Annotated in this window: 24 protein-coding genes; 9 read left to right on the top strand and 15 right to left on the bottom strand. The window is 71.6% G+C overall.

Annotated features, from left to right (window positions below; translation table 11 throughout):
- Positions 1-29: 29 nt before the first annotated feature.
- From QRX60_RS04560 to QRX60_RS04550, 3 genes are all read right to left on the bottom strand, one after another.
- Positions 30-920 (bottom strand): phosphotransferase family protein, encoded by an 891-nt coding sequence (locus tag QRX60_RS04560; protein WP_285999546.1) that lies wholly within the window; start codon positions 918-920, stop codon positions 30-32.
- Between the two features lie 208 nt (positions 921-1128).
- Positions 1129-1923, bottom strand: a complete 795-nt coding sequence (locus QRX60_RS04555; RefSeq protein WP_285999545.1) for a siderophore-interacting protein — start codon at positions 1921-1923, stop codon at positions 1129-1131.
- Positions 1920-4193: an excinuclease ABC subunit UvrA gene (locus QRX60_RS04550; protein WP_285999544.1), complete on the bottom strand. Its 2274-nt coding sequence runs from the start codon at positions 4191-4193 to the stop codon at positions 1920-1922. Before QRX60_RS04550 ends, QRX60_RS04555 begins: the two co-directional genes overlap by 4 nt.
- A 76-nt stretch (positions 4194-4269) precedes the next feature.
- Between QRX60_RS04550 and QRX60_RS04545 the strand changes: the two genes are divergently transcribed.
- On the top strand, positions 4270-5064 hold the full coding sequence (locus tag QRX60_RS04545; RefSeq protein ID WP_285999543.1) for a TetR/AcrR family transcriptional regulator C-terminal domain-containing protein: 795 nt from the start codon (positions 4270-4272) through the stop codon (positions 5062-5064).
- Here the strand turns inward: QRX60_RS04545 and QRX60_RS04540 are convergent.
- The 7 genes from QRX60_RS04540 to QRX60_RS04510 all read right to left on the bottom strand — a co-directional run bounded on the left by QRX60_RS04540 (position 5042) and on the right by QRX60_RS04510 (position 12151).
- Positions 5042-5782, bottom strand: coding sequence for a methyltransferase domain-containing protein (locus tag QRX60_RS04540; RefSeq protein ID WP_285999542.1), 741 nt, complete (start codon positions 5780-5782; stop codon positions 5042-5044). The two genes, QRX60_RS04545 and QRX60_RS04540, sit on opposite strands and share 23 nt — an antisense overlap.
- Positions 5783-5792: 10 nt before the next feature.
- Positions 5793-6023 carry a putative acetyltransferase gene (locus QRX60_RS04535; protein ID WP_285999541.1) on the bottom strand — a complete coding sequence of 77 codons (231 nt, stop codon included), beginning with the start codon at positions 6021-6023 and terminating at the stop codon, positions 5793-5795.
- On the bottom strand, positions 6020-6250 hold the full coding sequence (locus tag QRX60_RS04530) for a glutaredoxin family protein (RefSeq protein WP_285999540.1): 231 nt from the start codon (positions 6248-6250) through the stop codon (positions 6020-6022). Before QRX60_RS04530 ends, QRX60_RS04535 begins: the two co-directional genes overlap by 4 nt.
- Complete coding sequence (locus tag QRX60_RS04525; RefSeq protein ID WP_285999539.1) at positions 6247-8364, bottom strand: phage holin family protein; 2118 nt, start codon at positions 8362-8364, stop codon at positions 6247-6249. Before QRX60_RS04525 ends, QRX60_RS04530 begins: the two co-directional genes overlap by 4 nt.
- Positions 8361-8954: a DedA family protein gene (locus tag QRX60_RS04520; RefSeq protein WP_285999538.1), complete on the bottom strand. Its 594-nt coding sequence runs from the start codon at positions 8952-8954 to the stop codon at positions 8361-8363. Before QRX60_RS04520 ends, QRX60_RS04525 begins: the two co-directional genes overlap by 4 nt.
- Entirely contained in the window at positions 8951-9742 is a 792-nt protein-coding gene (locus tag QRX60_RS04515) for an MBL fold metallo-hydrolase (RefSeq protein WP_285999537.1), read from the bottom strand. Before QRX60_RS04515 ends, QRX60_RS04520 begins: the two co-directional genes overlap by 4 nt.
- Positions 9743-9988: 246 nt before the next feature.
- Positions 9989-12151, bottom strand: a complete 2163-nt coding sequence (locus tag QRX60_RS04510; protein WP_286003500.1) for a terpene synthase family protein — start codon at positions 12149-12151, stop codon at positions 9989-9991.
- 141 nt (positions 12152-12292) lie between these two features.
- Here QRX60_RS04510 and QRX60_RS04505 point away from each other — a divergent pair, with 141 nt between their 5' ends.
- Both QRX60_RS04505 and QRX60_RS04500 read left to right on the top strand, forming a co-directional pair.
- Complete coding sequence (locus QRX60_RS04505) at positions 12293-12589, top strand: GNAT family N-acetyltransferase (RefSeq protein WP_285999536.1); 297 nt, start codon at positions 12293-12295, stop codon at positions 12587-12589.
- A 162-nt stretch (positions 12590-12751) separates the two neighbouring features.
- A complete protein-coding gene (locus QRX60_RS04500) occupies positions 12752-13768 on the top strand; it encodes a S1 family peptidase (RefSeq protein ID WP_285999535.1) in 1017 nt (338 codons plus the stop codon).
- Positions 13769-13833: 65 nt separating this feature from the next.
- Here QRX60_RS04500 and QRX60_RS04495 read toward each other — a convergent pair whose 3' ends face one another.
- Together QRX60_RS04495 and QRX60_RS04490 are read right to left on the bottom strand one after the other, a co-directional pair.
- Positions 13834-14454: an SAM-dependent methyltransferase gene (locus QRX60_RS04495; RefSeq protein ID WP_285999534.1), complete on the bottom strand. Its 621-nt coding sequence runs from the start codon at positions 14452-14454 to the stop codon at positions 13834-13836.
- A 75-nt stretch (positions 14455-14529) separates the two neighbouring features.
- A complete protein-coding gene (locus QRX60_RS04490) occupies positions 14530-16113 on the bottom strand; it encodes a discoidin domain-containing protein (RefSeq protein ID WP_285999533.1) in 1584 nt (527 codons plus the stop codon).
- Between the two features lie 173 nt (positions 16114-16286).
- Here QRX60_RS04490 and QRX60_RS04485 point away from each other — a divergent pair, with 173 nt between their 5' ends.
- From QRX60_RS04485 to QRX60_RS04470, 4 genes are all read left to right on the top strand, one after another.
- Positions 16287-17015, top strand: a complete 729-nt coding sequence (locus QRX60_RS04485; protein ID WP_285999532.1) for an SDR family oxidoreductase — start codon at positions 16287-16289, stop codon at positions 17013-17015.
- A gap of 97 nt (positions 17016-17112) precedes the next feature.
- A complete protein-coding gene (locus QRX60_RS04480) occupies positions 17113-18318 on the top strand; it encodes a cytochrome P450 (protein ID WP_285999531.1) in 1206 nt (401 codons plus the stop codon).
- Between the two features lie 10 nt (positions 18319-18328).
- A complete protein-coding gene (locus QRX60_RS04475) occupies positions 18329-19174 on the top strand; it encodes an SCO6745 family protein (RefSeq protein ID WP_285999530.1) in 846 nt (281 codons plus the stop codon).
- Positions 19175-19238: 64 nt separating this feature from the next.
- Complete coding sequence (locus QRX60_RS04470) at positions 19239-19994, top strand: SDR family NAD(P)-dependent oxidoreductase (protein WP_285999529.1); 756 nt, start codon at positions 19239-19241, stop codon at positions 19992-19994.
- 351 nt (positions 19995-20345) lie between these two features.
- On the opposite strand, the gene QRX60_RS04465 is transcribed toward QRX60_RS04470, so the two are convergent.
- A complete protein-coding gene (locus QRX60_RS04465; RefSeq protein ID WP_285999528.1) occupies positions 20346-20753 on the bottom strand; it encodes a VOC family protein in 408 nt (135 codons plus the stop codon).
- A gap of 72 nt (positions 20754-20825) precedes the next feature.
- Positions 20826-21386 carry a TetR/AcrR family transcriptional regulator gene (locus QRX60_RS04460; protein WP_285999527.1) on the bottom strand — a complete coding sequence of 187 codons (561 nt, stop codon included), beginning with the start codon at positions 21384-21386 and terminating at the stop codon, positions 20826-20828.
- A 111-nt stretch (positions 21387-21497) separates the two neighbouring features.
- Here QRX60_RS04460 and QRX60_RS04455 point away from each other — a divergent pair, with 111 nt between their 5' ends.
- Entirely contained in the window at positions 21498-22334 is an 837-nt protein-coding gene (locus QRX60_RS04455) for an oxidoreductase (protein ID WP_285999526.1), read from the top strand.
- A 127-nt stretch (positions 22335-22461) separates the two neighbouring features.
- On the opposite strand, the gene QRX60_RS04450 is transcribed toward QRX60_RS04455, so the two are convergent.
- Positions 22462-23064 (bottom strand): CGNR zinc finger domain-containing protein, encoded by a 603-nt coding sequence (locus QRX60_RS04450; protein WP_285999525.1) that lies wholly within the window; start codon positions 23062-23064, stop codon positions 22462-22464.
- Between the two features lie 75 nt (positions 23065-23139).
- Between QRX60_RS04450 and QRX60_RS04445 the strand changes: the two genes are divergently transcribed.
- Positions 23140-23991, top strand: a complete 852-nt coding sequence (locus tag QRX60_RS04445) for an alpha/beta fold hydrolase (RefSeq protein ID WP_285999524.1) — start codon at positions 23140-23142, stop codon at positions 23989-23991.
- Positions 23992-23994 lie beyond the last annotated feature (3 nt).

Below are 23994 nucleotides of genomic sequence, written 5' to 3'. Positions count from 1 at the left end.
GGTTCCGGGCTGGCAGGTTCGCGACGTGGTCACACGGCCCGGCGCAGGGCGTCGAGGTCCTCGGTCAGCCGGGCGCGGAGGAACCGGGCCCGGTCCGCGTCGGTGTCCTTCCGCGGAACCATCTCGACCAGCATGATCAGGTCGAGGTAGACCCGGTACAGCCCGAGCCGCGCCCACGCCGGCATGCCGAACTCCGCCGGGCCGCCCGCCGCGCGGTAGCCGTCCAGCAGTTCGCGGTCCGGTTCGCGGAACAGCGTCAGCGAGACGAACTCCGCCACCGGGTCGCCCCAGAACGCCCGCTCGGCGTCGATGATGCCGGACACGCGGTCGCCGTCGAGGAGGATGTTGCCGCGCCACAGGTCGAAGTGCACCAGCACCGGTGTCGTGACCAGCTCCAGCAGCGGCTCGTGGCGGCGCACCAGGTGCGCGATCTCGGCGGCCGGCCGCGGCAGCTGCACCCCGTGCGCGACGGCGTCCGCGAGGACCGCGTCCGCCATCGCCGTGAACGCCGCCGGCCACGTCGGGTGCGGCGGGTCCTGCGGGTAGCCGAACCCGTCGCCGGTCGTCTTGTGCAGCCCGGCGACGATCCCGCCCAGCTCGGTCCGCAGCCGCGGGCCGGCGTCGGGCACCTGGGACCAGGGCACGCCCGGCAGCTCCGTCATCAGCAGGAACCCCGGCCCCGCACCGACGACGGACGGCAGCGGGCCCGAGACCCGGCGGTAGTACTCGGCCTCGGTGTCCAGGAGGTCGTGCTCGTAGGACAACCCCGGCGCGGACGGCGCGATCTTGAGCACCAGCCGCCGCCCGTCGGCGAGCTTCAGCCGGATCGCCGTGTTGTAGGTACCCCCGCCGATGTCCTCGCTCGCCACCACCGAAGCCGGGTCGATACCCGCGGTCGCCAGAACTTCCTCCGTGCGCACACGAGCGAGTCTGCCACTGGTGTCGCGCGCTGCAAGTTGCTGACGCTCGGGGTGGCTGTCGCCGTCGGGAGAGGTCGGGCCCGCGCAGCCTTGCCCGGGGGAGCGCGCCGGTTCGCGGGTCTGCCGCGGCTTGTCGTGAGTGAGAAACAGGGTTAGAACACGGTTTCTCACTCACGACCCACTGTCAACGAGCCTCAGACGTGCGGCACTAGCCGCCGAGCTTTTCGCGTGCGTCGGCGAGGTCCTCGGGGGTCGGCGCGTCGTCCTGGGTCAGGGCGCGGCGCCAGTAGCCGGTGAACTCGATCGCGTGCTTGTCGAGCCCGCGCTCGTTCACGAGGTGCCGGCGCAGCGACCGCACCATCCCCGCTTCGCCCGCGAGCCACGCGGCCACCGATCCCGGTCCGAGCGAAGCCCCGCGCACGGCGTCCAGCAGCAGGCCGCCGTGCGCGGCGCCGTCCCGGTGCAGCCAGTGGACTTCGGCAGGCAGCGGCTGCTCCTCCGCCGCGTCCGGCACCTCCACGAACACCACCGCGTTGTCCACTTCGGACAGTAGGGTGGCGATGGCGGGCACGGCGGTCTCGTCCCCGGCCAGCAGCACCGTGTCCGCTTTCGGCACCGGACGGCGGTAGGCGGCGTCCGGGCCGTAGTGGCCGAGAACGTCACCCGGCGCCGCCGTGCGGGCCCAGGCCGTCGCCGGGCCGTCGGTGCCCCCGGAGTGCAGCACGAAGTCGACGTCGATCGTCCCGCCGTCCCGGCTCCGCACGGTGTAGCTGCGCATCACCGGCCGTTCGTCCTCCGGGATCGCCAGGTACGCCTGGTACCAGCGCATGACGTCGTCGTCCCCCGCGGGCAGCCGCACCGGGTGGCCCGGCGGCGGGAACAGGAGCTTGAGCTGCTGGTCGGGCCACGACTCCCACCCGCCGGCGCCGGTGAACGTGACGCGCACGGTGCGCGGCGTCGGCCGCCGCACCGCGGTCACTTCGAGCAGCCCGGCCGGGTTCACGGCTTCCCCAGGTATTCGCGCAGGTGGCGGGCGGTGAGCGTGGAGGCGTTCTCGACGAGCGCGGCCGGCGTCCCCTCGAACACCACGCGGCCGCCGTCGTGCCCGGCGCCGGGACCGAGGTCGATCAGCCAGTCGGCGTGGGCCATCACGGCCTGGTGGTGCTCGATGACGATCACCGTGTTGCCCGCGTCGACGATCCGGTCCAGCAGCGCCAGCAGCTGGTCGACGTCGGCGAGGTGCAGCCCGGTCGTCGGCTCGTCGAGGATGTAGGTCGAGCCCTTCTCGGCCATCCGGATCGCCAGCTTCAGCCGCTGCCGCTCGCCACCGGAGAGCGTGGTGAGCGGCTGCCCGAGCGTCAGGTAGCCGAGGCCGACGTCGCCGAGCCGGTCGAGCACCGTCCGCGCGGAGCCCGACGGGAAGAACTCGCGCGCCTCGGCGACGGACATCGCCAGCACCTCGCTGATGTTCTTGCCCCGCAGCAGGTGCGTCAGCACCTTGGGCGTGAACCGCTTGCCCTCGCACTCTTCGCAGACCGACGCGACCCCGGCCATCATCGCGAGGTCGGTGTAGATGACACCGAGGCCCTTGCAGTGCGGGCAGGCGCCTTCGGAGTTGGCGCTGAACAGGCTCGCCTTGACGCCGTTGGCCTTGGCGAACGCCGTGCGGATCGGGTCGAGCAGCCCGGTGTAGGTCGCCGGGTTGGACCGCCGGGAGCCGCGGATCGCCGACTGGTCGACCACGACGACGCCGTCGCGGTGGGCGAGCGATCCGTGGATCAGGGACGACTTCCCGGAACCGGCCACGCCGGTGACCACGGTCAGGACACCGAGCGGGACGTCCACGCTGACGTCACGCAGGTTGTGCAGCTTGGCGCCGGTGATGGCGACGTGCCCGGTCGGCGTGCGGATCTCGTCGCGCAGCGTCACCCGGTGGTCGAAGTGGCGGCCGGTGAGCGTGCCGGACGCGCGCAGGCCGTCGACGCTGCCGGTGTAGCAGAGCCGGCCGCCGTCGGTGCCCGCGCCGGGGCCGAGGTCGACGACGTGGTCGGCGATCCGGATGGTCTCCGGCTTGTGCTCGACGACCAGGATCGTGTTCCCCTTGTCCCGCAAGCACAACAAGAGGTTGTTCATCCGCTCGATGTCGTGCGGGTGCAGCCCGACGGTCGGCTCGTCGAAGACGTAGGTGACGTCGGTGAGGCTGGATCCCAGGTGCCGCACCATCTTCACGCGCTGGGCCTCGCCGCCCGAGAGCGTCGCGGATTCGCGGTCGAGGGAGAGGTAGCCGAGGCCGATCTCGACCAGCGAGTCGAGCGTGTCGCGCAGGTTGCCCAGCAGCGGCCGGATCGACGGCGCGTCGAGGTTCCGGACGAACTCGGCGAGGTCGCTGATCTGCAGGGCGGCGCAGTCGGCGATGTTCTTGCCGTCGATCTTCGCCGAGAGCGCGGCCTGGTTCAGCCGGGCGCCGCCACACGCGGCGCAGGTGCGGAAAGTCGCGGCCCTGTCGACGAACGCGCGCAGCCGCGGCTGCAGCGACTCCCGGTCCTTCTGCAGGTAGAGCCGCTTGACCTTCACCGCGAGGCCCTCGTAGGTGACGTTGGTCTTGCCGAGCTTCACCTTGCAGGAGTCCTTGTGCAGCAGGTCCTCGAGCTGCTGCGGCGTGTAGTCGCGGATCTTGGCGTCCGGGTCGTAGAAGCCGGACACGAGGTAGGTCTGAACGTACCAGTTGTCCGGCGTGAACCCGGGCACGAGGATCGCGCCCTCGTTCAGGGACTTGTCGAAGTCGAGCAACGCCGTGACGTCGAGGTCCGACACCCGGCCGAGGCCCTCGCACGTCGGGCACATGCCCTCGGGCAGGTTGAAGCTGAACGCACCGGACGTGCCGACGTACGGTTCGCCGAGCCGCGAGAAGGCGATCCGCAGCATCGCGTAGGCGTCGGTCGCGGTGCCGACCGTGGAGCGCGAGTTGGCGCCCATCCGCTCCTGGTCGACGACGATGGCCGCGCTGAGGTTCTCCAGCAGGTCGACGTCCGGGCGCGACAGGCTCGGCATGAACGACTGGAGGAAGGCGCTGTAGGTCTCGTTGATCAGCCGCTGGGACTCGGCCGCGATGGTGCCGAAGACCAGGGACGACTTGCCGGAGCCGGACACGCCCGTGAACACCGTGAGCCGGCGCTTCGGGATGTCCAGGTCGATCCCGGTGAGGTTGTTCTCCCGGGCCCCCCGGACCTCGATCACGTCGTGGGTGTCGGCGGCCCGCCTGGGTGAGGTCATACCGTCCTTCTTGATACTTTAGGCTGTAAACTGATTCTCGATCGTACAATACTTTAGGGTGTAAGGAGTCGGCAAGGTGGTCGTCTTCGCGGGTCAGGGCGACGCCCGGCGGTCCATGGAGCTGCTGTGGGGGCCGCGCGTGGTCGCGCCGCGCACGGGTCCGGGGCCCAAACCGGGGCTGTCGGTCGAGGCGATCGTCGCCGCGGCGATCGACATCGCGGACGCCGACGGCATGGCGTCGCTGTCGATGCGCTCGGTGGGGGAGCGCCTCGGCCGCACGGCGATGGCGCTCTACACGTACGTGCCGGGCAAGACCGAGCTGGTCGACCTCATGTACGACCGGACGCTGGGGGAGCTGCCGTCGTCGTACCCGCTGTCTTCGGGGTGGCGCCCGGCGGCGCTCGCCTTGGCCGGCGAGCTGTGGAACCTGCACCTGCGCCACCCGTGGCTGCTGCAGGTCTCGCCGGCGCGCCCGGTGCTCGGGCCGGGGGAGTTCCACGTGCAGGAGACGCTGCTGCGGGTCCTCTCCGAGACGGGCCTGCCCCTGGCGCGGGTCCGGTGGGTGGTGTCGGCGCTGTTCAACGTCGTCCGCGGCTCGGTCCAGGCGGCGGCGGAGTCCCGGCAGGCGGCGCGCGAGACGGGACTGTCCGAAGAGGACTGGTGGTACGCGCGGTCGGCGCTGCTCGGCGAGCTGGTCCCCGACCTGACGGCCCGCTTCCCGACGGTGGCCCGTCTCGGCGAGTCGGTCGAAGCGGCGTCGTCCGACGAGCCCTACCTGGAGCGCGAGGCGCGGCTGTCGTTCGAAGCGGGGCTGGAGCTGCTGCTGGACGGCGTCGAGTCGGCGATCGTCAAGGCTTCCGGGCCTCGATGAGGAACCGGGTCGTGTGGGCCACGAACGGCCCTTCGCGCTCGATCTTCTCGTGCAGTTCCCGGAGCTTGTCGCGGTACTGCTCGACCGTGAAGCCCGGGACCATCCAGATCACCTTGCGCAGGAAGTAGACCACCGCGCCGATGTCGGCGAACTCGGTGCGCAGCGACTCGAAGCGCAGGTCGACGACGTCCAGGCCCGCCGCCGAAGCGTCCTTCACGGCCTGGTCGGGGTGGCGGCCGTTGCGGACGTCCTCGGGCTGCTGCCCCAGGAAGAATTCGACCAGCTCGAACACGCTCGCCGGGCCGACCTGCTGGGAGAAGTAGGCACCACCCGGACGCAGGACGCGGGCGATCTCGGCCCACCACGTCGTCACGGGGTGGCGGCTCGAAACCAGGTCGAACACGTCGTCGCCGAACGGGATGTCCTCGGTGGCCACCACGACGACTCCCCGCGGGCGCAGTCGCGCCGACGCCTTGGCCACGTTCGGCGGCCACGACTCGGTCGCGGCCATCAGCGGCGGGAGGGACGGGCAGCCGTCGAGGACTTCGCCACCGCCGGTTTCGAGGTCGAGCGCCGCCTCGACCCGCGCGAGCCGCTCGCCCAGCAAGCGCTGGTAACCCCAGGAGGGACGGGCTTCGGTGGCGCGGCCGTCGAGCCAGGAGAAGTCCCAGCCGTCGACGGACACCGCGTCGGCTTCGGCCACCAGTTCGTCGAACATGCCCCGATGGTCACAAAGCGGCCGGTGGCCCGCCACCCGATTTCCGCACCGGCGGCGGTGGCACCGGCTTGGCCAGCGCGACGGCCTCGAAGCCGACGACGACCGGGCCCCGCCGCGTGTCCACCGTGCACGTGGTTTCGTCGCGCGCCACCAGGTTCCCGAGCGCGTCGGTGAACCCGCCCTCGATCCGGTACCGCACCACGACCCGCGTGCCGAGCGGCAGTTCCCGCAGCAGCTTCACAGCCGCGCGCTCAACTCGTCGTCGGACGGCTCGACCAGGAACGTGCCGTCGTCCCACACGATCGTGGGAATCCGGCGCGCGCCGTCCTGCAGCTCGCGGACGCGGCGCTCGGTGTCCGCGTCGGCCTCGACGTCCACATAGGAATACTCGACGCCCTCGCGGTCGAGCAGCGCGCGGCTGCGCTTCACGTCCGGGCACCAGGACGCGCCGTACACCGTCAGTTTCACGAAACGACCTCCGAAGCGACAGGGGTTTCCGCGGACGCGGGCTCGGGGTGCCCCAGTTCCGTCAGCCACCCGCGGAACACCTGGTGCAGCGCCTCCGCCCCGACGACCTCGCCGAGTGGCGGGAGCACCCGCGGGTGCACCACGAAACCGCGCTGCTGCGGGCCGCCGAGCCCGCCGTGCGAGCCGACGTGCGTCTCGAACGGCGACGCCTGGTCCGAGTCCGGGTCGTAGCGGCTGTTGATCATCACGTCCGCGCAGTGCGGGAACGTGTCGACCCGGCGGACCAGGTCCGCCGCGTGCGGGCCGTACGGCAGCAGCGGGTCCTCGCCGATGACGACCCCCGTCGCCAGCCGGCGCAGCCCGTCGCGGCCCAGGACCACCGGCCCGAACTCGCGGCTGCGCACCAGCAGGAACCCGACGCCGGGGTGGTCGACCAGCGACGGCAGCAGGTCGGGGAACTCCCGCTCGATCGTCTCCAGCTCGACGCGGCCCTCGTGCTCGGTGAACGACACCATCGCGATGTGCCCGGACACGACGGCCACCACGCCCGGCGCCACGCGGGTGACCGCGCCGGGGGAGCCGGACGTCGTGCGCGGCCGGTCGTCGGCGCACTCCGCGTCCTCCACCCGGGCCCGCAGCCGGCGCGCGATCAGGCCCCCGCTCTTGGTCGCCTCCGCCAGCGCGGCGTTGATCTGCCAGCTCTCGGCCTGCCGCCGCTTGGCCGCGGCCGCCGCCGGCACACCGCCGCACAGCCGCCCGATGTACGCCTCGATCGTCTCGCCGAACCGCTCGGAGAACGCCTGGCCCTGGGTCTGGCCGTGGTCCGACAGCACGACGAGGTGGTAGTGGCGCGACGCCAGCCGGCTCGCCCGGTGCAGCCGCGCGATCTGCTGGTCGATCGAGCGCAGCACCGACAACGTGTCGAACCGCTCGATGCCGGAGTGGTGCGCGACCTCGTCGTAGCCGAGGAAGTCCGCGTACACCACCGGCCGCCCGGCCAGCATGTCGCCGAGCACGGCCGACACGACGACGTCGCGCGCGATCACCGTCGTGCCCGGCCGCGCGAGCGGGTACCAGCCACCGCGCGGGACCCGCGGTACGACGCCCGCGCGGCGCTGGCGCACCGAGGCGTTGATCTCGCGGAAGACGTCGACGAGCGCGACGACGAACGTCCGCAGCGCGTTGACGGGGTTCGCGAAGTAGGCGTAGTAGCCGGCGCCGAGCCGGTCGCGGCGGCGGTGGCGCAGGTTCTTCGGCACCAGCACCGGGATCGCGCTCATGGTGAGGCTGACGTGGTCGGCGTCGCCGGAGAAGAGGTTGCCGCGGCTCGCGCCGTCGCCCGACAGCAGGCCGCGCCCGTCGGAGTGGCGCCGTTCGATCTCGGCCGCGTCGGTCGGGTGGGCGCACGCCATCACGTGGTCGCGGTCCTTTTCGTACCAGCGGAAGCCGAGGATGTCGTGGTTGGAGCCGTGCAGGATGCCGCAGACGCTCGACCCGGTCTGCGAGCTCCAGTCGGTGTGCCACGGCGTCAGCGTGTGGCTGCCTTCGGCGAGCCAGGCGGCGAACGTCGGCATGTCGCCGTCGCGGACCGCGCGGCGGACGGTGTCGAACCCGAGGCCGTCGATCTGCAGGAACAGGACGCCGGGCGGCTGGTCGGCGGGGCCGGGCGCGGCGCCGTGCCGCCGGCGGCGGCGGTTGGCGCGGCGGAAGAAGATCTCGTCCTCGTCGATCGCGAGCAGGCTGGAGATCAAGGCGCCGACGCCGGCCATCGCGACCGCGACGATCACCGCCGTCCGGAAGTCGGCGATCTCGACGCCGGGCACGGTGCGGAACACGGCCAGGGTGCCCGCGCCGAGGAGCAGGAACCCGAAGAGGCCGAACGTGAAGAACGCCAGCGGGTAGGCGAAGCGCATGACCAGCGGCCAGACGACCCCGGCGAGGAGGCCGAGCAGCAGCGCGCACACCGTCGGCTGCCACCAGTGCGTCATCCGGAAGCCGGGCAGGAGGACGTCGAGCAGGCGCAGCGCGCCGATCACCGCGGCCCACACCAGCAGGACACGGGCGACGGCCCGGCCGCTGCGCAGCAGACGGCCCTTCGGCGCGGACGTCGTCACACTCGGTCTCCCGTCTTCTCCTTGGCCTTCCGCCGCCACCGGGCGATCAGGTTCATCAGCACGGTGACCAGCAGGACCAGCACCGTCGCCAAGAGCGTCGCGACGAGCGGCGAGTCGAAGATGCCCCCGCTGACGATGCCGAGCAAGCTGTACGCGCTCGCCCAGAGCACGCACGCGAGGAGCGCCGCGGGCAGCAGGCGCCGCCACGGGTAGCTCAGCGCGGCGGCCGCGAGCAGCACCGGGATCCGGCCGGCCGGGACGAGCCTGCCGATCACGACGAGCTGCCAGCCGCGGCGGGCGAACTGGTTCCGGGCCTTCTCGAGCCGCTCGGCGGGCTGGCGGCGGCTGATCCAGCGGAACGCGGCTTCGCTGCCGAGGCGCGGGATCCCGAACGTCACGACGTCGCCGACGTACGCGCTGAGCGTGGCGAGGACGATGACCAGCGGCAGGGACATGTGGTCGGTGGTGGTCGCGACGGCGGCCGCGGCGCCGACCACCGCGCCGGTGGGCACGATCGGGATGATCGAGCCGAGCAGCACACCGCCGAACAGAGCCGGGTACCCGATGACGGCCGGGTCGGTCCAGTTCACGCCCGGTCCGTCGGCGCGGGGAGCGCGACGTCGGCGCCGGGCTCGGTGAACAGCACTTCGGTGGCGATGCCCGCGGCCTCGACCTCGGCGGCGAACACCCGCGGCGGGTCGGCGAGCAGCCGGCGCATCCGGGCGGTCCGTTTCAGCCCGGGGACGGCGAGGGTGCCCCAGTGGACGGGCACGGCCGCGCGGGCCTGGGTGATTCCGGCGGCTTTCGCGGCGCGGGCCGGGTCCAGGTGACCCGGCCCGAGGTTCGGCCCCCAGCCCCAGACGGGCAGGAGGGCGACGTCGACCGGGCCGAAGCCCGCCATCCCGGCGAAGAGGTCGGTGTCGCCGGCGTTGTAGATCTTCTTGCTGTCATTCTCGATCAGGTGGCCGATCGCGGGGCTCTGGGGGCCGTGGGTGAGCCGCGGGCCCCAGCGGTGCCCGGAGTGGACGGCTTGCGTGGCGGTGACGGTGAGCCCGCCTTCGTCCAGGGTTTCCCCGGGCGAGATCTCTTCGACGTGCTCGAAGCCCTTCCTGGTGAGCCAGGCTCCGGCCCCGCGCGGGACGACGATGCGGGTGCGCCTGCCGAGCAGCTTGAGGGAGGGCAGGTGCAGGTGGTCGCCGTGCAGGTGCGAGAGGAGGACGAGGTCGACGTCCGCATAGGCCTCGCGGTCCGGCGTCGGCACGACCCGGCTGAGGCCGCCGACGCGCGCGGTGAGCACGGGATCGGTCAGCACCACCCGGCCACCGAGTTCGAGCCGGACCGTCGAATGGCCGAGGAAACGCAGGTTGAAGCCGCTCACGCTGTCGAGTATCGCCCCCTCCCGCGGCGAACGCCCGGCGGAGTGGCGCGAACAACGCCCCTCAGCGACCAGCGGCCCGTTCCCCCGGTGATCCAGGGGTCGACACGCGTGATCAGGAGGTCGACACGCGTGATCGGAGGGTCGACACGGCGGCGAGGTGGCCCGCCCGCCGTGTCGGCTGCGCAATCACACGTGTCGACCCGGCAATCACGCGTGTCGGCGTGCTGATCACGCGGACCACGCCCCTCAGTGACCGGCGGGCAGCAGGGACGAGATCCGCAGCGACGACGTCCCGATCCCCGTCGGCCCGCCGAACGCGCTCGGCGGCATCGGGTGGTACCGCAGCTCCGCCTCCGTGTACCGGCCGACGTTCTCGTGCCAGTTCACGATCCCCGCCAGCCAATTCCGGAACTCCTCGACGTACTCCAGCAGCATCTCCCGCACGTCCGGGGCCACGGCGTAGTCGCGGAACAGCGCGGGCAGCTCGACGGTCGCCGCGTGCGTGAACTCCGCCAGGCGGGCGGCCATCAGGTCGTTCACCACCTCGAACGCGCGCTCCTCGGGGCAGTCGAGGAAGTTCCGCACCACGAGCACCGCGTTGTGCAGCTCGCCCTCGTACTGGATCTCCTTGCGGTACGAGTAGAGGTCGTTCACGAAGCACGCGTAGTCGGTCGCCGAGTGCTCGATCGCCTGGACCGGCCGCGTCCGGTACAGCTCCGGCGGCACCGCACGCCCGTGCGCGAACCGCGAGAGGCTCATCGTGAGGTCCGAGCCGAACGTCCGGCGCCGCATCTCGACGTAGTCGATCGGGTCCGGGATGCGGTTCTGGGCCTGGTTCGCCAGCTCCCACAGCCAGCTCGACGTCATCGTGTCGACCGCCCGCCGCACCGCGAGCCGGTTCTCCGGGGGCATGCCCGCCGTCGTCCGGGCCCAGACGTCGGCCAGCGCCGCTTCCAGCGGTGTCGACGGCGCCGCACCGGCCATCACCGCCGACAACCGCAGGTTGCACGCCTTCGCCCCCGCGAGGTCGCGCGTCGCGCCGAAGACCATCGGGTAGTAGTCGTCGGCGTAGGTGCCCCAGGTCAGCCAGTCGCTGGTGACGTCGAGGCCGTCCGCCGTCGCGTCCGGGTCGATGCCCGCCGCGCACAGCGGCAGGTCGGCCGCGCGCAGGCGCCGCTCGTCCCACACCACGCCGTCGAGCAGGCCCGTCCGCCGCGCCCAGTCGACGTTGCGGCGGCGGCACGAGTCCAGGTGCGGGCTCAGCCGCAGCGGGAACGGCGGTTCGATGGACGGCCGTGGCGGGGAAACGGTCCGGAACGGCGTGGCCGAAAAAGCCCGCAGCCGCTGCGGCGCCGTCGCGAGCACCGAGCCGAAGATGCGCGCGGCGGACGTCCCCAGGCCGGTCGCGCCGCCCAGTTCCGGGCCGCCGCGGTCGGCCAGCGCCCCCTCGTTCATGTACCGGCTGGACCGCAGGTGCCATTCGTGCCCGCCGGACTGCCAGTCCTGCAGGCCCTTGACGTAGGCGAACGTCGCCGCGCGGGCCGCCGGGTCGACGCCGTGCTCGTCGAACAGCCCGGGCACCTCGGTGAGCGCGGTGTGCTCGAACTGGTGCAGCCGGGAGGTGATGAGGTCGTTGACGGCGTCGGCCGCCTCCTGCGTGGTGAGGCCGAGGAACTTCTCGACCACGAGCACGCCGTTGGACAGCTCGCCCTCGTCCTGGACCTCCCGCTGGTAGGAGAAGAGGTCGTTGCGGAGGTGGACGCTGTCGGCGAAGCAGTCGCGCAGGACCTCCATCGGCCGCGAGGCGGCGATCTCGTCCGGCACCTCGGCGTGCACCGAGTGCTCGACGAGGTTCGCCGACCACGGCGCACCGCCGACCTTCCGCCGCATCTCGACGTACTCGATGGGGTTGGCGAGCCGGCCTTCGTTGATGTTGGCCAGCTCCCACAGCGATTCTTCCAGCAGCGCCTTGGTGCTCTCGACGAACCGGCGGCGCCAGCCGGCCGAGCGGTGCGGGATCGTCCGGTTCCACAGGTCGGTCAGGCCGCGCTCGACCGGGTTCTCCGGCGTCGCGGTGATCTCGCCTTCGGCGGGCATGAACAGGTCGAGCCGGTCGAGGTAGGTGCGCGCGCTGTCGATGTCGCCGGTGCGCTTGTACAGCTCGAGGAAGTGGTCGTCGAAGTAGAAGACCCAGACGTACCAGTCGGTGATCAGGTCGAGCTCGTCCGCGCCGGCGTCGGGGTGGGTGTAGGCGCAGAGCAGCGCGTAGTCGTGGGAGTCGAGGTCGTGCTCGTCCCAGATCACGGTGCCGTGCTGCGGGACGTCGATCATGTCCATCTCGTACGCCCATGCCTTGCTGTGCGTGCGGGCCTGCTCGAGATGCGGGTTCACCCGAGCCGGGTAGGGCATGTAGAACTCGGGGAGGACGAACGGCTGCTGAGGCACCCCGTGAGGCAACCAAACGGGACCGGTGCCCGCCAAGGGAAGCAGTCCGGATGCACACGAACGGGCCGGGCGCGTCCCCCGGCCGGCCCAACCGAGGGAGAACCCATGACCGACGAGACCCGCGTGGTCGACAACCCCGACGAGGGCCGTTACGAGGTGTGGGCGGGAGACAAGCTGGCGGGCTTCGCGTACTACGACCTCCGCGGCGACCTCACAGTGTTCACCCACACCGAGATCGACGACGCGTTCGCGGGGCAGGGGCTGGGCAAGGTCCTGGCCGCCGGCGCGCTCGACGACGTCGTCGCGCAGGGCCGGACGATCGTGCCGGTCTGCCCGTTCATCGCCGGATACCTGCGGAAGAACCCGGGGTACGAGGACCACGTTCGCTGGCCGAAAGGGTGAGTGTTACGCCGAACGAGGGAGCGTCACTGGGCTGTCCGGGCCTGAGATGAGAGGTATGTCCGGATCGATTGGTTATTAACCAACCTTCGTCGGTGGTGCGTTGGTTGCCCGGCAACGAAAGTGACCGGCGCAGGCTTCGAACCGGCTAACTGGAGGAAGTTGATGACTCCCCGGAAGACCGCCCTCAGGACCGTCACCGTCTTGTCGGCTGCCGCGCTGACGGCGGGCGTGTGCTCGTCGGCGGCCACTGCGTCCCCACTGGCCTTCGCGGAAATGCAGGCCCAGGCCATCACCCACGCCACCCAGGTGGCCGGTGCGCTCGGCGCCGCTTCCGGCGGTGTCTACCTCGAGAACGGCAAAGCCGTCGTGAACGTCGTCGACGACGCCGCCGCGCAGCAGGTGCAGGCCGCCGGCCTGACCGCGAAGAAGGTCAAGCACACCTTCGCCGCGCTCACCGGCGTCAAGAACCAGCTGGACGCGGTGAAGAACGTCCCGCAGACCGCGTGGGGCATCGACACCAAGACCAACCAGGTCGTCGTGAAGGTCTACGACGCGGCCAGCAAGGAGACCGCCGACAAGGTCAGCGCGGCCGCCGCGAAGTACGGCGACAGCGTCCGCGTCGAGCACCGCACCGGCAAGCTCGAGCTGCACATCCAGGACGGCGACGCGATCCAGAACAGCCAGGGCCGCTGCTCGCTCGGCTTCAACGTGACGCGCGGCGGCGAGCCGTTCCTGCTCACCGCGGGCCACTGCACCAACCTCGGCGGCACCTGGTCCGGCGGCGACGTCTCCGGCGCGCAGGTCGTCGAGAGCGACTGCCCCGGCGCCGACTCCGGCCTGCTGACCCGCCCGAACGGCACCGGCCCCGGCGAGATCAACACCGGCCAGGCGATCACCAGCGCCGCGGAGCCGACCGTCGGTGAGCAGATCCAGAAGCAGGGCTCGACCACCGGGGGCGGCAGCGGCGAGGTCACCTCGGTCGACGAGTCGGTCAACTTCGACGTCGGTGTCCTCAACCACGAGTTCGGCACCACCGCGCACACCGACCACGGTGACTCGGGTGGCCCGGCCTACGACGGTTCGAAGGGCCTCGGCACGCTGTCCGGCGGCGACACCGTGACCAGCTACTTCTACCCGCTCACCCTGGAGCTGCAGGCTTACGGCCTTTCGCTCGCCTGACGATCAAGACCCGCAGGGGCCTCTTCACACGCGTCGAGGGCGCGTGAAGGGGCCCCTGCTTCCATTTACAGCCGCTTCGCGCGGTAAACGGCGTCGGTGTGGTGGCCCTCGCCGCGCGTTTCGCACGTCTCGACCAGCCACTGCCACGGATCGCCGAGGTAGGTGGTGATCTCCTCCGGCTCGAAGTACAGCTCCTCCGGCGGCTTCTGGCCGTCGAACTCCCGCATGGCCTTCGGCGAGTGCCCGACGACCAGCAGCGAGCCGCCCGGCCGGATCGCCGCGGCGCACGCCGTGAAGACGTCGCGGCGCAGGTCCGGCGGCAGGTGCATGTACTGCGAGGAGATCAGGTCGTACTGCTCCTCCGGCTGCCACTTCAGGATGTCGCGGTGCAGCCAGCGGACGGTCACGCCGGCCTCCTTCCCCGCGGCCTCGGCGCGGGCCAGCGCGGTGGTCGAGATGTCGGCGCCGTCGACCGTCCAGCCCTGCTTCGCGAGCCAGATCGCGTCGCCGCCCTCGCCGCAGCCGAGGTCGAGGGCGCGCCCCGGTTTCAGCCCGTCGACCTCGGTGCTGAGGTTGACGTTGACGTTCCCGCTCCAGATCTGGTCGTCGCGCTGGTACATCGCCTCCCAGAACTCGCGTTTGAGCAGGTTCTCGGTGGTCATCGGCCGGTCGTGTGCGTGGGGCATGGCTCCTCCTCGGTGACGTCCCCAGCATGCGGAAGACGTCACCGAAGAGGCAAATCGTGTTGCCGATCCGGCAACTCAGGCCGTGCCGTAAACCTGCATCTCGTACAGCGAGTAGCCGTACGACGTTCCGCGCGTGCCGCCGTTCATCCGCACGTAGCGGCCGCTGCCGGCCAGGCCGGTGAGGTCGTCGGTGGCGCCGTTGCCGGTGGTGGTGCTGTAGATCGTCGTCCAGGTCGTGCCGTCGGCTGACGTCTGGATGCTGTACGCCTTCCCGTACGCGGCTTCCCAGCTCAGCTTGACGTGCGAGACCGTCTTCGTGGCGCCGAGGTCGACGCGCAGCCACTCGGCATTGCTGCCCTCCTCGGACGCCCAGCGCGTGCCGGTCAGGTTGCCGTCGAAGGCCGCGTTCGCCGGGTAGGACGACGACTCCGTCGACGACGCCGTCGCGGTTTTGCCTTGGGAAAGCAGCGTTTCGGTGCCGCCGCCTCCGCCGGTGACCGTGACGCCCAGCGAAGCGGTCTTCGTCCCGCCGGTGATGGTGATCGTCGCCGAACCCGGGTTCGCGGTCGCGGCGGCGGCGACCGTGGCGGTCGAGGTGCCGCCGGCCGGCACCGACGCCGGGGAGAAGGACACGGTGACGCCCGCGGGAGCGCCGCTCGCGGACAGCGTGACGGCGTCCGTGCTGGTGACGGTGGCTGTCACCGAAGCGCCCGGTGCCACCGAAACCGCCGACGGCGTCACGCTGAGGCTCGAAGTGCCGCCCGCCGCGGTGAACGTCCAGCGGGCCTGGGTGCCGGAGCAGCTGCCCGCGGTGAGGGTCGTGCCCGAGGCGCGGAAGCACTTCGTGCTCGTCTGGATGTCGGAAATGGTGCCGTCGGGGTTGATCGACCACTGCTGGGCCGGCCCGCCGGTGCAGGTCTGCAGCACGATCGAGCTGCCGGAGATGCCCGCGCACTTGTCGTCGATCACGAGGAACGCGCCGTGGAAGGTGAAGCGCTGGGCGTCACTTCCGGTGCAGGCGGCCACTTTCAGCGTGGTGCCGGAGCTCGGGGCTTCGAGGCAGGTGCCGGTCGAGTCGTTGCGGTACTGGCCGACCGTGGTGTTCGGCTGCGCGCCACCCCAGCACTCACCGGTGCCGGTGTCGAAGATCGGCGTCGCGTCGTAGGGCTCGTTCGACGGCGGGTCGACGACCACCGGTTCCATCACCGGCGTGTTGTCGGGGTTGTAGTGCGTGAGGGCGTCTTCGCAGTCGATCGCGTCGAAGGCGCTGCCACCCTTGCCGCCGAGCCAGAGGTCGATGTGGCGCAGGCCGGGGCCGCCGTTCGGGCCCTGGCTGTTCCAGTCGTCGGAACACTCGTCGCAGCCGTCCTCCATGATGAAGTACTTCTTCACCCGCGGGACCCAGACCTTGGTGCCGGGCTTCAGTTCGTCGCTGCTGGTGGCGAAGGTGATCGGGTCGGCGTAGGTGCCCTTGCCGCCCGCGGTGTCGTGGATCTGCGGGTAGGAGATGTCGCCGCCGGGCGGGGTGTTGTCCCACCAGCCGTAGAAGGTGAGGAAGGTCGGCTGCGTGGTGGCCGCGCTCGCCGTGCTTCCGCCCGCGAGGGCGGCGGCCAGAGCGAGGAACAGGGTCACGACGAGCACGAGCGCGCGCCGGGTCATGCTGCCTCCGGAAGGGGGTGGGGCGGACGATGACGTGCGGCGTGAGTTCAGGTTCGCCGGGCGGCGGCCCACCGTCAAGACTTGTTCGTAAAGTTTCCTAACGAATCCGGTTTCGTGTTCCGGTCGGCGGGAAAGCCGCCCGCGCGGGTGCTTCCGTCGGCGAAGATGGCGCCATGAGCGAACAGCGGGAAGTCGTGGTCACCGGGGGCGGCACGGGCATCGGGCTGGCGATCGCCGCCCGGTTCGCGGCGGCGGGCGAGCGGGTCACCGTCACCGGGCGCCGCAAGGACGTGCTGGAGGCGGCCGCCGAACGGATCGGCGCGCGGGCGGTCGCGTTCGACGCGAGCGACCCGGTGGCGGTGCGGGCCGCGCTGGCGGAACTGCCGGACCGGGTGGATGTTCTGGTCAACAACGCCGGTGGCAACACCGACCGGGTCCGGGAGGCACCGGCGGCGGGCGACCTGGCGGGACTGGCGGACGCGTGGCGCGCGAACTTCGACGCGAACGTCCTTTCCGCCGTACTGGTCACTGCCGCGTTGAAGCCGCGCTTCGCCGACAACGTGCGCGTCGTGACTCTCGGCTCTGTCGCGGCGAAGCAGGGCTCCGGCTCCTACGGCGCGGCGAAGGCGGCGATCGAGGCGTGGAACACCGACCTCGCGCGGCAGCTCGGTGCGTCGGGCTCGGCCAACGTCGTGGCGCCCGGCGTCATCCTCGACACGGAGTTCTTCCACGGCACGCTCACCGAAGAATGGCTCAGCTCCCGGATCTCCGTGGCGCTGAACAAGCGGGCCGGCACGCCGGACGAGGTCGCGGGGACGGTGCTGTTCCTGGCCGCGCCGGACGCCGGGCACGTCACCGGGCAGGTCGTGCACGTGAACGGCGGCGCATACGGGGCCCGCTAGGCCATCCGGGTCGGAAGTGGGTCGAACGTCCCACGACGGCGCCGGTTCTCTCCATGGTGGAAGTGTCCGAACCACCGGAAGAGAGGTGTGATCCGCCGTGACGGCAGCATCCGAAACCCCGGCCCTCCCCGCGGCACGACCGGCCGGATGCCCGTTCGACCCGCCCGGGAACTACGCCACGCTGCGGGAAACCGCGCCGACGTCGCACGTGCGCTGCCCGGCGGGCATGGACGCCTGGCTGGTGACGCGCTACCGCGACGTCCGCGCGGTGCTCGCCGACCGCACGATGAGCTCGCGCGGTGCGTCCTCGGTGCACGTCAACCCGAACGCCGACCTCGACGAAGAGGTCAGTCCCGGTTCCATCATCCAGCTCGACGGCGCCGACCACTCGCGCATCCGGAAGAGGGTGATCGCGGAGTTCACCGTGCGGCGCGTGGAGGCGATGCGCGGCTACGTCCGGGAACTGGTGGAGAGCCACCTGGACGCGATGCTCGCCCGGCCCGGTGAAGCCGATCTGGTGCGGGACTTCGCGTTGCCGATCCCGTCGCTGGTGATCTGCGAACTGCTCGGTGTTCCCTACGCGGACCGTTCGCGTTTCCAGCGGCAGAGCGGAATGCTGGTCAGCACCGACACCACGCGCGAAGAACGGCAGCAGGCCTACGACGAGCTGTCCGGCTTTCTGGCGGGACTCTTCACCGACAAGCAGCGGAATCCGCGGGACGACCTGTTCAGCAGGCTGATTTACCGCGGTGTCTCGTCCGGGGACCCGCTCACGATGGAGGAGCTGGTCGTCCTCGGGTTGAGCCTCCTGGTGGCCGGCCACGAGACGACGGCCAACATGATCGCGCTCGGCACGCTGGTGCTGCTGGAGCACCCGGACCAGCGCGACGTCGTGCTTTCCGCGCCGGAGCGGGCGGTCGAGGAGCTGCTGCGGTACCTGTCGGTCGTGCAGTTCGGCGTGCTGCGCTACGCGACCGCGGACGTGCGGGTCGGCACCCGGTCGGTGAAGGCGGGGGAGTGGCTGGTGGCGGCGCTGAACTCGGCCAACCGCGACGAAGAGCTCTTCCCCGGCGGCGGCAAGCTCGACTTCCACCGGGAGTCCCCGCGCACGCACGTCGCGTTCGGTTTCGGGGCGCACCAGTGCATCGGCCAGCAGCTGGCCCGCGTCGAGCTGCAGGAGGCGTTGACGCGACTGTTCCGCCGCGTCCCGGACCTGCGGCTGGCGGTGCCGCGGGAGTCGTTGGCGTACAAGCACAACACGCTGGTGTACGGGGTGCGGGAGCTGCCGGTCGCCTGGGGGTGAGAATGGCGGCATGAGCACATCACCGGTCCGGCGGCTGTGGGCGGCCGTGGAGCCGCTGCACGCGGTCGTGTACTTCGCGCCGGAGACGGCCGCGGCGGCGAAAGAGGTCGGCCTGCGCGGGTACTGGATGGGGTACTTCGCGGGGCGTCTCGCGCCGCTGGGCCCGGTCGGTCCCGCGGCGGCGACGTCGATGCTGTTCGGCTTCGCTCCGGCCATGGTCGCCCGGGCGTTGCCGGACGCGTGGTCGTTCGCCGCGCCCGCGGACGTGCTCGGTTCCCGGCTTTCCGCCGTCGAGGCCGCGCTTTCCCGTGTGCTGGGGCCTTCGGGGCACGATGAACTGGCGTCGCTGCTGGAGCGGGCAGCTTCCGCGTGCCACTTCGATGGGCGGCCGTTGGCGGCGGCCTGGTCCGCGGTGCCGCGGCCGGCGGGCGTGCTCGGCCGCCTGTGGCTGGCGGCGACGGTGCTGCGCGAGCACCGCGGCGACGGCCACGTCCTGGCGGCGGTCCACGCGGGGTTGACGGGCCTGGAGACGACGGTGACCCACATCGGCGAGGGCGTGATCGCTCGCGGCGACGTGCAGCCCCACCGAGGCTGGTCCGACGCGGACTGGACGTCGTCGGTCTCGGCGTTGCGGACCCGCGGCCTGCTGGACGCTTCCGGCCGTTCGACCCCGGCCGGCACGGCGTTGCGGCGCCGGATCGAAGAGGACACGGACCGGCTGGCGGCGGCTCCGGTGGAGGCGCTCGGCCCGGCGGGACTGTCGCGGCTCTTGGCGCTGGCGGTCCCGCTGAGCCGGGCGGTGATCGACGCCGGCGTGATCCCGGTCCCGAACCCGATGGGCGTCCCGCGTCCGTGAGTGTCGATTCCGGGCGGTCCCGTTCGACGCACCGGTGAAAGGCACCCGGACATCGGAGGGACCCATGACGTTGCTCGCCGGCAAGAACGCGATCGTCTACGGCGGCGGAGGCCGCATCGGCACGGCTGTGGCCAGCGCATTCGCGGAGGAGGGCGCGAGGGTCTTCCTCGCGGGCCGCACCCGCGCCCGGTTGGAGGAGGTCGCCTCGCGCATCCGCGCCGCGGGCGGATCGGCCGAGGTGGCGGAGGTGGACGCCCTCGACGCGCGGTCGGTGGACGACCACGCCGACGCGGTCGCGGCCGAGGGCGGCCTGGACATTTCGTTCAATCTGATAACCCACGGCGACGTCCAGGGAACGCCGTTGATCGACATGGAGCTCGCCGACTACGAGCGCCCGGTCCTGACGGCGGTGCGGACCCAGTTCCTGACGGCCCGCGCGGCGGCCCGCCACATGGTGAAGCAGCGGTCCGGCGTGCTCCTCTTCTTCGGCGGCGCGGGCGAGCCCGTGCGCGAGTTCTCGGTGGGCGGGCTGCAGGTCGCGTTCCACGCGCTCGAGGCGATGCGCCGCCAGCTCGCCGCGGAGCTGGGCCCGCACGGGGTGCGGGCGGTGACGCTCCGGACGGGCGGAATCCCGGAGACCCTCCCGGCCGGCTTCCCGGGCCGCGAGGAGCTGGAGGAGAACATCGCGGGCAAGACGATGCTCGGCCGAGCGGCAACCCTCGCCGACGTGGGCGCGGTGGCGGCGTTCGTGGCCTCGGACCGAGCCCGGACGATGACGGCCTCGACGGTCAACGTCAGCTGTGGGGCTTTGGTCGACTAGCGGCGGCCTCGGCGGCGAGCCGGGGGAGTGGTCACCCAGCTCGGGTTCACTGCGCCCGGCTTGCCGCCGCGTCGGGGCTTCCCGCGTTTCGGCTGAGGTACCTCGGCTCGCCGCGCTCGGCTGGCGCACCCCAGCCCGCCGCGCTCCGGCTGACCAACCCGGCTAGCCGCGGCTCGGCCGAGGTACCTCGGCTCGCCGCATCTCGGCTGAGGTTGCTCGGCTTGCCGGCCCGCGGCGGAGGCACTTCAGTTCGCCACGTATCGGCTGACCAACCCGGCTATCCGCGTCGCGGCTGGCGCGCCCCAGCCCGCCACGCCGGCCGGCGGTACTCGGCTCGGCGCGCGCGGCGGCTCACCGGCGCGACGAGATCTGCTGCACCGTCCAGCCGTTGCCGTCCGGATCGGCGAAGTGCACGAAGCCGACGTTGTCCAGGTCGGCCTTCCCGTCCCAGGCGCCCATGCCGTAGACCTCGATGTCGCCCGCGTCGACGCCTCGCTCGAGCAGCATCGCGTGCGCCTTCGGCAGGTCCTTGACCACGAGCTGCAGCCCCTTGAGCGAGCCCGGTGGCATGTCCGCCACGGCCTCCTTGCCGATCACGACCGAGCAACCCGAGCCCGGCGGGGTCAGCTGGACGATCCGGCCGTTCTCGCCGACCGCGATGTCGTGGTCGAGCGTGAACCCCAGCTGGTCGGCGTAGAAGGCCTTCGCGCGGTCCACATCGGACACCGGCACCACGACCACTTCGAGCGTCCACTCCATCGCGCGTCCTTCCGTCGGCCCGGCTCGGCGGAGCACACGCTACCCGTGCCCGGGGTGTTCGCGTACCGCTCGTCAGTGTTCCGCGATCAGCCGCCGGACCGCGTCGACCACGAGCCGCCGCCGTTGCGCGCTGGGGATGGTGGTGCGCACGCCGAGCTCCGAATTGGTCGTCGCCCACGCCGTCGAAATCGACTGGATCAGCACCAGCAGTTCCAAGGGTGTGTAGTGCTTGGACAGTCTCCCTTCGTCTTGTGCTCGCTGCAGGGTGGCGAGCCGGATTTCGTTGGCCAGCACGATTTCGGTGACCCACTTGCCTTCGGGCCGCTCCAGCCGGTGCCAGACCGCCAGCCGCAGCGTCTCCGGTCGCTCTTCGTACCGGTCGAAGAGTTTCCCGGCGTAGCCCGGCAGGTCGTCGGCGTCGACCGGGACGTCGATGACGAAGTTGCCGACCGACTCGCCGAACACCGTGTCGAACAGCCTGTCCTTGTTGCCGAAGTACTTGTAGAGCATCGCCTTGTTGCATCCGGCGGTGTCCGCGATCCGGTCCACGCGGGCGCCTGCGATGCCCCGTTCCGCGAACTCCTCCGTGGCGGCGGCGAGCAGTCGCCGCTTCGTCTCCGCGGCATCTCTCATGTCGGCCACTTTAGCAACTAACTGGTTGGTTGACAAACTCGGCCCGCCGGTGTTTCCTGGAAGCAACCAACCGGTTGGTTAGCCGGTGCGGAGGAGCGAGGAGAGGGCATCATGAGCAGGACTTGGCTGATCACCGGCAGCTCCCGTGGCTTCGGGCGGGAGCTGGCCAGGGTCGCGCTCGAGGACGGCGACCGGGTGGTCGCCACCGCGCGCCGGCCGGAACAGCTGAAGGATCTGGTGGCCGAGCACGGTGACCAGGTCCGCGTGTTCGCGCTGGATGTGACCGACCCCGCGGCCGCGCGGGAGGCCGTGGCCTTCGCGGTGCGCGAGTTCGGCGGGCTCGACGTCGTGGCCAACAACGCCGGTTACGCGAACAGCGCACCGATCGAGGACATGGCGGAGGACGACTTCCGGGCGCAGGTGGAGGCCAACTTCTTCGGCGTCGTCAACGTCACGCGCGCGGCGCTGCCGGTGTTCCGCGAGCAGGGCTCGGGCCACTTCCTGCAGTTCTCGTCGGTCGGCGGCCGGGTCGGCGGGTCGCCGGGCCTGGGTGCCTACCAGGCGGCGAAGTTCGCGGTGGAGGGGTTTTCCGAGGTGCTCAACGCGGAGGTGAAGCCGTTCGGCGTCAAGGTCACGATCGTCGAGCCGGGCGCGTTCCGCACGGACTGGCAGGGCGTCTCGATGGAGCGCGCACCGGTCCGCCCGGAGTACGACGCCTCGGTGGGGGAGATGCACCGCCTCCGCGACGCGACCGACGGCAAGCAGGCGGGCGACCCGGCCCGGGGAGCCCGCATCCTCGCCGACGTGGTCCGGTTGGACGCGCCGCCACTGCGCCTGCTGCTCGGCGCGGACGCGGTCGAGGCGGTCCGGCGGTCGGATCGTGCGCGTGGAGCCGAGGTGGAGGAGTGGGCCGAGGTGAGCCGATCGGCGGTGTTCGCCACGGAGTGAGCCGACCGAGGCGCTGGTAAGGGACCAGTCCGGCGCCAGGCCGGTTCGGGCGGCCCAGCTCGGTCAGGCCTGCCCGGCCTGGCTGAACCCGGCCCGGCCGAAGCCGGGTGCGCCAGGCGAACCGACCTCAGCCCGCGCCCCGGGACGATTCCCGTTGCTCGACCACCAGCCGCTGGTGCCGGGCCGCGCGCACTCGGTCGCCGCAGGTTGTCGAGCACCAGCGGCGGCGGGCGTGCTCGCGGAAGAAGAACCGCACGCAGCCGTGGGCCTCGCAAGGGCGCACCAGGTGGGCGAGGTCGCCGGTGACCACGTCGATCGCGTCGCGGGCCAGTGCTGCCAAGGCCTCCTCCACGCTGCCCGGGCTGGTGCTGCGCCACTCGCGGCGTGGCCCCGACGGCCACGTGAGCTGGGGTGCGGCAGCGTCGGAGCGGGCGGCCGCGTTCACCGTCTCCACCGCGGCCGGGTCCGGGGCGCGGTTCTCCGCCAGTGCGGCCAGCAGTTCGCGGACGGCCGCGCGGAGGTCCGTGACGCGGCGCAGGTCGTCCGCGCCGAACGAGGCGGCCGGGAGCTCGTGCCGGCGCAGCCACTCGGCGGTGGCGGGTGGCTCGGCCAGGTCGTCGATCTCGCCGCCCGCGCCGAGCCGGCGGGTGTTGACCAGCGCCAGTGCGGGCGAGCGTTCCTCGCCGGGTGCCGCAGTGACCACGTTCGCCTCCCGAAACTCGTCCTTCATTCTCCCGGCTCGTTGACAGCCTCCATTCTCTCATGGATAAATGAGCAAGTATCCATGAGACGTGAGGAGAGACCGATGGTCGCCGTGTACCACCGCTTTGCCACCGTCGCCGGGCGCCGGCTGTTCTACCGGGAGGCCGGGCCCGCCGACGCGCCCACGATCGTGCTGCTGCACGGGTTTCCGACGAGCTCGCACATGTACCGGCACCTCATCCCGGCGCTGGCCGACCGCTACCACGTCGTCGCGCCCGACTACCTGGGTGCGGGCGCGTCCGACGCGCCGTCGGTCGACGAGTTCACCTACACCTTCGACGCCCTCGCCGAGCTCACCCTCGGCCTGCTCGACCAGATCGGCCTGGACCGCTTCGCGCTCTACATCCAGGACTTCGGTGCCCCGGTCGGCCTGCGCATCGCGGCCGGGAACCCGGAGCGGGTCACCGCGATCGTCACGCAGAACGGCAACGCCTACGTCGACGGCTTGGGCGCCGGGCTGCCGCAGAAGCTAGCGGCCGGCACGCTGACCGAGGAGGACCTGCGCGGCATGGTCAGCCTCGAAGCCACCCAGGCGCAGTACCTCGACGGCGCGCCCGACCCGGAGCTGGTCAGCCCGGACGTCTGGGTCCACGACCAGGCCCTGCTCGACCGGCCCGGCGGCGCCGAAATCCAGATGGCGCTGCTCGCGGACTACCACCACAACATCGACCTGTACCCGAAGTTCCACGAGTACTTCCGGACCAGCCGGGTACCGCTGCTGGCCGTCTGGGGAGGCAACGACGAAATCTTCGTCGCCGACGGCGCCCGCGCCTACGCCCGCGACCTGCCCGACGCCGAGATCCACCTGCTCGACTCGGGCCACTTCGCGCTCGAAACGCACTTGGCCGTCATCGCCGGCCGCGTCCGCGGGTTCCTGGGCCGGGTGGTGGGCTGAAGT

Source organism: Amycolatopsis mongoliensis, assembly GCF_030285665.1.
GTDB lineage: Bacteria > Actinomycetota > Actinomycetes > Mycobacteriales > Pseudonocardiaceae > Amycolatopsis > Amycolatopsis mongoliensis.
This window is presented reverse-complemented; position numbering and strand designations above follow the sequence as displayed.